Genomic DNA, 8508 nt, shown 5'->3' on the forward strand with positions numbered 1-8508 from the left:
CCTTCATCCAGAAGCACATCGATACGCTCGCGCGCCGTCAGCTTGCCCTTGGCATGTTGCGCATCGATGCGCTTCGCACCGCCGCCGAGGCGGGCTTCGGCACGGCGCGTTTCCAACTGCTCCAGAATGCTGGACATGTCTCCTCCATGTGTTGTCCCGACGATCCATAGCCCAGAAAATATTCGCCAAGAAGCCTTGATCGTGCGCGTATGCGTGCCATAAATATTTGCAATATTTAATTTTGCAAAGTTGCAATATGGCGACGGAAAAACTCTTCATCGGCCGCAAGGTACGCGGCCTTCGCGAAAACGCCCGCGCCACACAGGCGCAATTTGCCGAACGGCTTGGCATTTCCGCAAGTTATCTGAACCAGATTGAAAACAACCAGCGCCCGGTTTCCGCCAGCGTTCTGGTGACGCTGGTGGAAAAATTTAAGCTCGACATGGCGGAACTGGCGACGGGCGAAAACGATCGGCTGGTCTCGGCCGTGCGCGAGGCGCTGAAAGACCCGCTGTTCATGAATTACGAGCCGGGGCTTCAGGAACTGAAGCTGATCGCCCAGAATGCCCCGGGTTTTGCCCATGCGCTGCTGCGCGCCCATCAGGCCTACCGGCAAAACAGCGAGCAGCTGGTGCAGCTGGATGACCGGCTGGGCCGGGGAACCGCGCAGGTGGAACGAACCCCCTATGAGGAGGTGCGCGACTTCTTCCATTTCGTCGACAATTACGTCGCCGAGATCGATCTTCTGGCCGAGGAACTGGCGCAGGAGCTGGAAATCGAAGGCGGCGAGACCTACGGCATTCTGGCCGCCCATCTCAGGAACCGTTACGGCATTCACGTCACAAGAACGGAGGCGGCGGGCGGCCTGATCCGGCAATTCGACCCTGCCGACAAGACGCTCGCCCTCAGCTCCTACATGGCCGCGCCGACCCGCTGTTTTCAGCTTGCATTGCAGATCGCCCAGCTTCACGCCGGCCCAACGGTGGACAGGGTGCTTTCCGGCGCCGGTTTCCGCAATGCGGAGGCCGCGGAAATCTGTCGTATCGGGCTGCACAATTATTTCGCCGCAGCCCTGATCCTGCCCTATGGCCAATTTCATCTGGCAGCGCAGGAGCTGCGCCACGATCTCGAACTTCTGGCCGTGCGGTTCGGCGCAAGCCTCGAGCAGGTGGCCCATCGGCTCAGCACGCTGCAACGGCCGGGCATGAAGGGCGTGCCGATCTTTTTCGCCAAGATCGACCGGGCCGGCAACATCACCAAACGCCATAGCGCCACACGGCTGCAATTTGCCCGTTTCGGCGCGGCCTGTCCGCTGTGGAATATCCATCAGGCTTTCGAAAGCTCGGATAGCATCGTGCGGCAGCTGGCGGAAACGCCTGACGGCGTGCGCTATCTTTCCATCGCCACCCAGATCGAAAAGGCCGGCGCCGGCTTCAATACGGAAAGACCGCGTTACGCCATCGCGCTTGGCTGCGAAATTTCGCATGCGCAGAATTTCGTTTATGCCGATACGCTCGATCTCGGCAATGCGGCCTCCTTCAAACCGATCGGCATTTCCTGTCGGGTCTGCGAAAGAGTGGATTGTGTGCAGCGCGCCGTGCCGCCGCTGAAACGCAAGCTGCATTTCGATCATCTGTCGCGCGGCGCCTTGCCCTACAGTATCGCCGACTTCTAGCGCCACAGGATATCAGGGCAGAGGCACCATGGCGCGCCGCATGATATTGGCATAATAACCCCAGAAAAGCCGGGCGGCGACGGAGCGCCACGGCGACCAGAGTGCTGCGCGCTCCGCCAGCCATTTCGCTTCCGGCCTGACCTCCAGATCAAGCGCATGCGCCACCGCCGATCGCAGCGCCACATCGCCCACCGGAAAGATATCCGGGTGCCCGCCGCAGAACATCAGATAGACCTCCGCCGTCCATGGGCCGATACCGCGAAGCGCGACCAATTCCGAAAGGGCCGCATCCGCCTCCTTGCGCACCACGCCTTCAAGATCGATCTGCCCTTGCGTGACGGCCCGGGCCAGACCTTCCAGCGTCGTCGCCTTGGCGCGCGAAAGGCCGAAAGTGGCGCGCAATTCGTCCGGTGCGCCGAGATAATTTTCCGCCGTGACCACGCCGCCGCTGCCGGCAAGGATGCGCGCCCATATGGCATTGGCGCTGGCGCGAGACACCATCTGCGAGACGACGATATGGGCAAGGCCGGCAAAGCCGGGCTCGTGAATGCGCAGCTCCAGCGGACCGGCTTTCTCGATGGTGCGGCTGAGAGCCGGATCGAGGCGGGCGAGATAGTCCAACCCTTCGTTGATGTCGTCCATCCCGGCAATGATTTTCATGTCCGTCATTCCCTATGCCGCCAGCCGGCTGGCGGGGTGCTTTAAAACATGGCAGAAGAAACCATGCCTTCGCCTCTCCGTCAAAAGCCGGTTTACCGTTTTGCGCCAAGTCCCAATGGCCCGCTGCATCTCGGCCACGCGCTTTCCGCCTTCCTGAACCACGATATGGCGCGGCACAATGGCGGCCGCTTTCTGCTGCGCATCGAGGATATCGACCAGACGCGCTGCACGCCGGAACTGGAGCAGGCGATCCACGATGATCTCGTCTGGTTGGGGCTGGACTGGGAAAAGCCGGTCAGGCGGCAATCGGAGCATTTCGATGAATACCGCGTGGCGCTGGACAGGCTGATCGAGGCCGGCCTTGCCTATCCTGCCTTTCTGAGCCGGGGTGAAACAAAAGCCATCGTCAGGGCCTTTGAGGCGGAGGGAGGGCTCTGGCCACGCGATCCCGATGGCGCGCCGCTTTACCCGTCGATCGATCGAGAGAGGCCTGAGGCGGAACGGGCGGCACTGCTTGCCTCCGGCCGGCAGCACGCCTGGCGGCTGGACATGGAAAAGGCGGTCCGCGCCGCCGGCAGCCCCCTGTTCTGGCAGGAGAGCGGCGATGGCGCGACGGGAGAGATCGAGGCCTTGCCCGCGCTCTGGGGCGATGTGGTGCTGTCGCGTTCCGACGCGCCTTCGAGTTATCATCTGTCCGTGGTGGTTGACGATGCCCTGCAGGGCGTCACCCATGTGGTGCGCGGCATGGATCTGTTCCAGGCAACCGCCATCCACCGGCTGCTGCAGCATCTGCTGGACCTGCCGCCGCCGGCCTACCACCATCACCGGCTGATTCTGGGCGCGGACGGGCGCAAGCTTTCAAAAAGCGAAGGCAGCACCGGCCTTGCCGCCCTTCGTGGCGAAGGGATGATACCCTCAGATATCCGCCGGCTTGTCGGCCTCCTCTAGCGCCCGCTCCCGGCGCACGCCATTGCCGCCGATATTGCGGCGGATGATCTGCCGCACCTTGTATTTCATCAGCGCGGCATTCACCTCCGCCCCGAGCATGAAGATGACGCCGACCATATAAAGAAACACCAGAACCACCATCACCGAAGCGAGACCGGCATAGGTGGCGGCATAATTGGCGAAGGTGGAGAGATAATAGGCAAAGATCGCAGCACCGATGACCCAGAAGATCATCGTCAGCAGAATGCCCGGCCAGACATCCCAGATGCGCCGCTTGCCGGCGGGTAGCCACAGATGCGCCGCCACCAGCCCCGCCGTCAGCACGACGATGGTGCCGTAAAGACCGAGGCTGGAGATGGTGTTCAGCACGTCCGTCAGCCACGGAAACCGTTCCTCGGCAAAGGACGTGGCGACCGGCACTGCGACGAGCACGATGCTGATGCCGGTAAAGACCACCACCGCGATCAGCACATAAAGCAGGCTGAGCAGGCGGGTGACATACCACCAGCGCGTCTCGGTGACACGATAGGCGCGATTGAGGGAAATCCGCAGCGCCTCGACGCCATTGGACGCAAAATAGGCGGCCGCCAGCACCGAAATCGTCAGCAGCCCGCCGCGCGGAATGGTGAGAACCTGCTGCACCTGCGCCGCAAGCGGCCCGGCAATCGCCTCCGGCCAGGTGTCGAAAATCAGATGCACCGCCGTTTCGGAAAACTGGTCGGCGCCGAGAAATCCGGCCAGCGCCGTGCCGAAGATCAGGAAGGGAAACAGCGCCAGCAGGATGGAAAGGGCCATATGGCTCGCCATCGCCCAGCCGTCATCCTCGGCGAAATGGGAATAGGCATCGAAGGCAACCTTGCCTGCCAGGCGCACTGCGGCAACCATGTTCCCTCCATTCATCGGCATTTCATTTGTAACTTTAAGCCGAATATGGGAAATCAGCTTCGCTTTGTACAGCGCACAAGGCCGGCTTTCGGTTCCGTCACCGAAAAGGATTTTGCGCAATTCGATTTTCACGGGCCGGTCAACCGGGCCAGAACAACAGTCGGTTTCCCGGAGCGGCAGATGTCTGAAAAGCCCGTCATCATCATCACCGGATGTTCATCCGGCATCGGTGCCCATTGCGCCGGCGCGCTTCATCGGGACGGCTGGCGGGTCTTTGCCACCGTGCGCCGCATCGCCGACATGGCGGCCCTCGAGAACCAGGGCATCGAAACCCTGATCATGGACTACACCAAGCCCGAAACCGTCGCCGCCCTGGTGGACACCGTCGCGGCCCGGACCGGCGGTCGCATCGACGCGCTGTTCAACAACGGCGCCTATGGCCAGCCGGGCGCGGTGGAGGATCTGCCAGTCGAGGTGCTGCGGGCGCAGTTCGAAACCAATGTCTTCGGCTGGCACGATCTGACACGGCGGGTCATTCCCTTCATGCGCGCCCGGGGTGCGGGCCGCATCGTGCATTGCTCCTCCATTCTCGGCCTCGTGCCCTATCGCTATCGCGGCGCCTATACGGCGTCGAAATTCGCGATCGAGGGGCTGGGCGTCACGCTGCGCATGGAACTTCAGGGCAGCGGCATCCATGTCAGCCTCATCGAGCCGGGGCCGATCGCCTCGAAATTCACGGCGACCGCGCTTGCGCATGTCAAGGAACACATCGATCTCGAAAATTCGGCGCATGCGGCGGAATATAAACGCCAGCTGGCGCGCATGGATGGCTCCGGCCCCGTCAACCGCCACAAGCTCGGCCCCGATGCCGTTTATGCCGTGCTGAAACACGCTCTCACCGCAGCGAAACCGAAACCGCATTATCCCGTCACCGTTCCAGCCAAACAGGGTCTGTTGCTGAAACGGCTCTTGCCTGCCGGACTGTTCTATCGTCTGCTGCGCAGATTCGATTGAGGAGGAGTAACCCTTAAATGTCCGGCTTCACCACTGTTCTGGCCCTAATCGTCATGGGCCTTGTCGTCATCGTGCTGATACGCGGCCTCTTCAACATGCTGAAGGGACAGGACGCCAACCGGTCCAACAAGCTGATGCAGCTTCGCCTTCTCCTGCAGGCCATCGCCATCGTGCTGATCATGCTCACCCTCTGGCTCACCGGCGGCGGCCGCTGAGATGGTGAAACTGAACAAGATCTACACCCGCACCGGAGACAAGGGCACGACGGCGCTGGTTTCCGGCCCGCGCCGCCTGAAGCACGATCTTCGCGTCGAGGCCTATGGCACGGTGGACGAGACCAATTCGGCCATCGGCATGGCGCGGCTTCATACGGGCGGCCATGAAAATGCCGGCATGGAAAAGCTCGACGCCATGCTCTTCCGCATCCAGAACGACCTGTTCGATCTCGGCGCCGATCTCGCCACGCCTGACAGCGGCGAACCGCTGTCCTATGAGCCGCTGCGTATCGTCGAAAGCCAGGTGACCCGGCTGGAAAACGAAATCGACGAACTCAACGCGACGCTCGAACCGCTGACCTCCTTCGTGCTGCCGGGCGGCACCGCGGCAGCGGCCGGTCTGCACATGGCCCGCACGGTGTGCCGCCGGGCGGAACGATTGATGGTGGCGCTTTCGGTCACCGAAAACGAGATTGTCAGCCCGGCGGCGATCAAATATGCCAACCGCCTGTCCGACTTCCTGTTCGTGGCCGCCCGTTTTGCCAATGACACCGGCAGGGCCGATATTTTATGGGTTCCCGGCAAGAACCGCTGACAGAGCGTGACAACCGTTCAGACAAAGGGCATTCGATGTTCATACCGCTGCACGATGCGAATTCCCTCAAACATATCCGGCTGCAATATGTCACGATCGGCCTGATCGTGGTCAATGTGGTGGTCTGGCTGTTTACCGGCGTGATCGCCAGCGACACGCAGGCCAATGCCGCCGCACTTGGCCTCGGCTTCATTCCCGCCGTCGTGTTCGATTACGCCTATCTGGAACCAGCCCTGCAGGTGGTGCCGGACGACCTGACCGTCATCACCTATGCCTTCCTCCACCTCGATTTCTGGCATCTGGCCGGCAACATGCTGTTTCTCTGGGTTTTCGGCGACAATGTCGAGGATGCGCTCGGCCACTTCCGGTTCCTGATCTTCTATCTCGCCTGCGCCATTGCCGGGGCATTGCTGCACGGTTTCGTCGCGCCCACCTCGGAGGGACCGCTGATCGGTGCATCCGGCGCGGTTTCCGGCGTCGTTGCGGCTTATTTCCTGCTGCATCCCAAGGTGCGCGTCTGGGTGCTGGTTTTCATGCGTATTCCGCTGCCGCTGCCGGCCTTCATTCCGCTGGCGCTGTGGATCGGCCAGCAATTCCTGATGCTGGCGCTCGGGCTGGAGGAAAATGTCTCCTGGGGGGCGCATGTGGGCGGCATAGTGGCGGGCGCCATCATGGTGGTTTTCATGCGCAGGCCGGGTGTTCCGCTGTTTGACCGCACTATTGTTCCGCCAAGGGCGGCACAGTTCAACAATCCGTCGCAAACGGCGGGGTTGTCGCAAATCGAACGGGGCTATGACGGGGGCAGATGAGCCCGCGCGCAAGAGATAGAGTATTTACGTTAACGTCAACGTAAGATATGCCTTACGTGCATGTGATAATGAACATTGCTCCGTTGTATTTGCGGGAAAAATGCTTATCCATGTCGCCAACCTGTTTTTGGAGGTCCGCGCGGTCTATTCACCAAGCGGACAGGAGTTTGAGGAAAGCCGCCGATGAAAATCCTTGTCCCCGTCAAGCGCGTTGTCGATTACAATGTGAAGATCCGTGTGAAATCGGATGGTTCTGGTGTCGAGCTTGCGAATGTGAAGATGTCGATGAACCCGTTCGACGAAATCTCGGTGGAAGAGGCGCTGCGTCTGAAAGAGGCGGGCAAGGCCGACGAGGTTGTGGTCGTGTCGATCGGCCCGGCCAAGGCGGAAGAAACGCTGCGCACGGCGCTTGCCATGGGTGCGGACCGCGCCATCCTGATCGAGACCGACGAAACCGTCGAGCCGCTCGCCGTCGCCAAGCTCCTGAAGGGCGTGGCGGAGGCCGAACAGCCCGGCCTCGTCATCGTCGGCAAACAGGCGATCGATGACGATTCGAACCAGACCGGCCAGATGCTGGCAGCCTTGCTCGGCTGGGGCCAGGGCACCTTTGCCTCCAAGGTCGAGCCTTCCGACGGCAAGGTCGCGGTGACGCGCGAAGTCGATGGCGGCCTGCAGACGGTGGAGCTGAAGCTTCCCGCCGTCGTCACCACCGATCTTCGTCTCAATGAGCCGCGTTATGCCTCGCTGCCGAACATCATGAAGGCGAAGAAGAAGCCGCTCGACAAAAAGGCTCCGGCCGATTTCGGCGTCGACGTGTCGCCGCGCCTGAAGGTGCTGAAGACCGAGGAGCCGGCAGGCCGCAAGGCCGGCATCAAGGTCGGCTCGGTTGCCGAGCTGGTCGAAAAGCTCAAGGCCGACGGCGTCCTCTAAGATTTCGGAAAAGGGAGATTATATCATGGCCATTCTTCTTCTGGCAGAACACGACAACGCAACCCTTTCCGACCTGACGGCAAAGACGCTGACGGCGGCAACCCAGATTGCCAAGGGGACGGGAAGCGACGTGCATGTGCTGGTCGCCGGCTCCGGCGCCAAGGGTGCGGCTGACGCAGCCGCGAAACTCTCCGGCGTCTCCAAGGTGCTGCTCGCCGACGACGCCTCCTATGCCAATGCGCTGGCAGAGCCGCTGGCGGCGCTGATCGTCTCGCTTAGCCCCTCCTATGATGTCATCATTGCGCCGGCGACGGCATCGGCCAAGAATGTCACCCCGCGCGTTGCGGCGCTTCTGGATGTGGCGCAGGTTTCGGAAATCATCGAGGTCGTGTCGCCCGACACTTTCAAGCGGCCGATCTATGCCGGCAACGCCATCCAGACGGTGCAGGCAAGCGATGCGAAGAAGGTGATCACCGTGCGCCCGACCGCCTTTGCGGCAGCAACGGAAGGCGGTTCGGCGGCCGTGGAAACCATCGGCGCGGCCGAGAACCCGGGCCTGTCCAGCTTCGTATCCGATGCGCTGGCGTCGTCCGACCGTCCGGAGCTGACGTCTGCGAAGATCATCATCTCGGGTGGCCGCGCGCTCGGTTCCTCGGAAAAGTTCAAGGAAGTCATTCTTCCCGTTGCCGACAAGCTGGGTGCCGCCGTCGGTGCAAGCCGCGCGGCCGTCGATGCCGGTTATGCGCCGAACGACTGGCAGGTGGGCCAGACCGGCAA

Annotated in this window: 10 protein-coding genes; 8 read left to right on the forward strand and 2 right to left on the reverse strand. The window is 61.9% G+C overall.

Annotated elements, in window-relative coordinates:
• Positions 1-256: 256 nt before the first annotated feature.
• Complete coding sequence (locus ACI2KA_RS26525) at positions 257-1675, forward strand: short-chain fatty acyl-CoA regulator family protein (RefSeq protein WP_404505423.1); 1419 nt, start codon at positions 257-259, stop codon at positions 1673-1675.
• A gap of 12 nt (positions 1676-1687) precedes the next feature.
• Here the strand turns inward: ACI2KA_RS26525 and ACI2KA_RS26530 are convergent, their stop codons facing one another.
• Complete coding sequence (locus ACI2KA_RS26530; protein WP_404505424.1) at positions 1688-2344, reverse strand: DNA-3-methyladenine glycosylase family protein; 657 nt, start codon at positions 2342-2344, stop codon at positions 1688-1690.
• 39 nt (positions 2345-2383) lie between these two features.
• Here ACI2KA_RS26530 and gluQRS point away from each other — a divergent pair, with 39 nt between their 5' ends.
• Positions 2384-3283, forward strand: coding sequence for a tRNA glutamyl-Q(34) synthetase GluQRS (gene gluQRS, locus ACI2KA_RS26535; RefSeq protein ID WP_404505426.1), 900 nt, complete (start codon positions 2384-2386; stop codon positions 3281-3283).
• Here the strand turns inward: gluQRS and ACI2KA_RS26540 are convergent.
• Positions 3251-4168: a YihY/virulence factor BrkB family protein gene (locus tag ACI2KA_RS26540; RefSeq protein ID WP_404505427.1), complete on the reverse strand. Its 918-nt coding sequence runs from the start codon at positions 4166-4168 to the stop codon at positions 3251-3253. The two genes, gluQRS and ACI2KA_RS26540, sit on opposite strands and share 33 nt — an antisense overlap.
• Positions 4169-4348: 180 nt before the next feature.
• On the opposite strand from ACI2KA_RS26540, the gene ACI2KA_RS26545 reads away from it, so the two are divergent.
• The 6 genes from ACI2KA_RS26545 to ACI2KA_RS26570 all read left to right on the forward strand — a co-directional run.
• The gene (locus ACI2KA_RS26545) at positions 4349-5182 is read left to right on the forward strand and encodes an SDR family oxidoreductase (protein WP_404505428.1); all 834 of its coding nucleotides are present in this window, start codon (positions 4349-4351) and stop codon (positions 5180-5182) included.
• A gap of 17 nt (positions 5183-5199) precedes the next feature.
• Positions 5200-5397, forward strand: coding sequence for a twin transmembrane helix small protein (locus tag ACI2KA_RS26550; protein ID WP_003497428.1), 198 nt, complete (start codon positions 5200-5202; stop codon positions 5395-5397).
• Between the two features lies 1 nt (position 5398).
• Entirely contained in the window at positions 5399-5992 is a 594-nt protein-coding gene (locus tag ACI2KA_RS26555) for a cob(I)yrinic acid a,c-diamide adenosyltransferase (protein ID WP_404505429.1), read from the forward strand.
• A gap of 35 nt (positions 5993-6027) precedes the next feature.
• Positions 6028-6801 carry a rhomboid family intramembrane serine protease gene (locus ACI2KA_RS26560; protein WP_404505430.1) on the forward strand — a complete coding sequence of 258 codons (774 nt, stop codon included), beginning with the start codon at positions 6028-6030 and terminating at the stop codon, positions 6799-6801.
• A gap of 183 nt (positions 6802-6984) precedes the next feature.
• The gene (locus ACI2KA_RS26565) at positions 6985-7731 is read left to right on the forward strand and encodes an electron transfer flavoprotein subunit beta/FixA family protein (RefSeq protein WP_404505431.1); all 747 of its coding nucleotides are present in this window, start codon (positions 6985-6987) and stop codon (positions 7729-7731) included.
• 25 nt (positions 7732-7756) lie between these two features.
• Positions 7757-8508, forward strand: a 752-nt coding sequence (locus ACI2KA_RS26570; RefSeq protein WP_404505432.1) for an electron transfer flavoprotein subunit alpha/FixB family protein, incomplete at its 3' end; no start/stop codon positions are given.

It is taken from the genome of Agrobacterium sp. NPDC089420, assembly GCF_044900305.1.
Lineage (GTDB): Bacteria > Pseudomonadota > Alphaproteobacteria > Rhizobiales > Rhizobiaceae > Agrobacterium.

Excerpts from the sequence above, each read along its gene's own strand:
- ACI2KA_RS26565 (WP_404505431.1), top strand. The coding sequence starts at position 6,985 with ATGAAAATCCTTGTCCCCGTCAAGCGCGTTGTCGATTACAATGTGAAG.
- ACI2KA_RS26525 (WP_404505423.1), top strand. The coding sequence starts at position 257 with ATGGCGACGGAAAAACTCTTCATCGGCCGCAAGGTACGCGGCCTTCGC.
- ACI2KA_RS26560 (WP_404505430.1), top strand. The coding sequence starts at position 6,028 with ATGTTCATACCGCTGCACGATGCGAATTCCCTCAAACATATCCGGCTG.
- ACI2KA_RS26530 (WP_404505424.1), bottom strand. The coding sequence starts at position 2,344 with ATGACGGACATGAAAATCATTGCCGGGATGGACGACATCAACGAAGGG.
- ACI2KA_RS26540 (WP_404505427.1), bottom strand. The coding sequence starts at position 4,168 with ATGGTTGCCGCAGTGCGCCTGGCAGGCAAGGTTGCCTTCGATGCCTAT.
- ACI2KA_RS26550 (WP_003497428.1), top strand. The coding sequence starts at position 5,200 with ATGTCCGGCTTCACCACTGTTCTGGCCCTAATCGTCATGGGCCTTGTC.
- ACI2KA_RS26545 (WP_404505428.1), top strand. The coding sequence starts at position 4,349 with ATGTCTGAAAAGCCCGTCATCATCATCACCGGATGTTCATCCGGCATC.
- gluQRS (WP_404505426.1), top strand. The coding sequence starts at position 2,384 with ATGGCAGAAGAAACCATGCCTTCGCCTCTCCGTCAAAAGCCGGTTTAC.
- ACI2KA_RS26555 (WP_404505429.1), top strand. The coding sequence starts at position 5,399 with ATGGTGAAACTGAACAAGATCTACACCCGCACCGGAGACAAGGGCACG.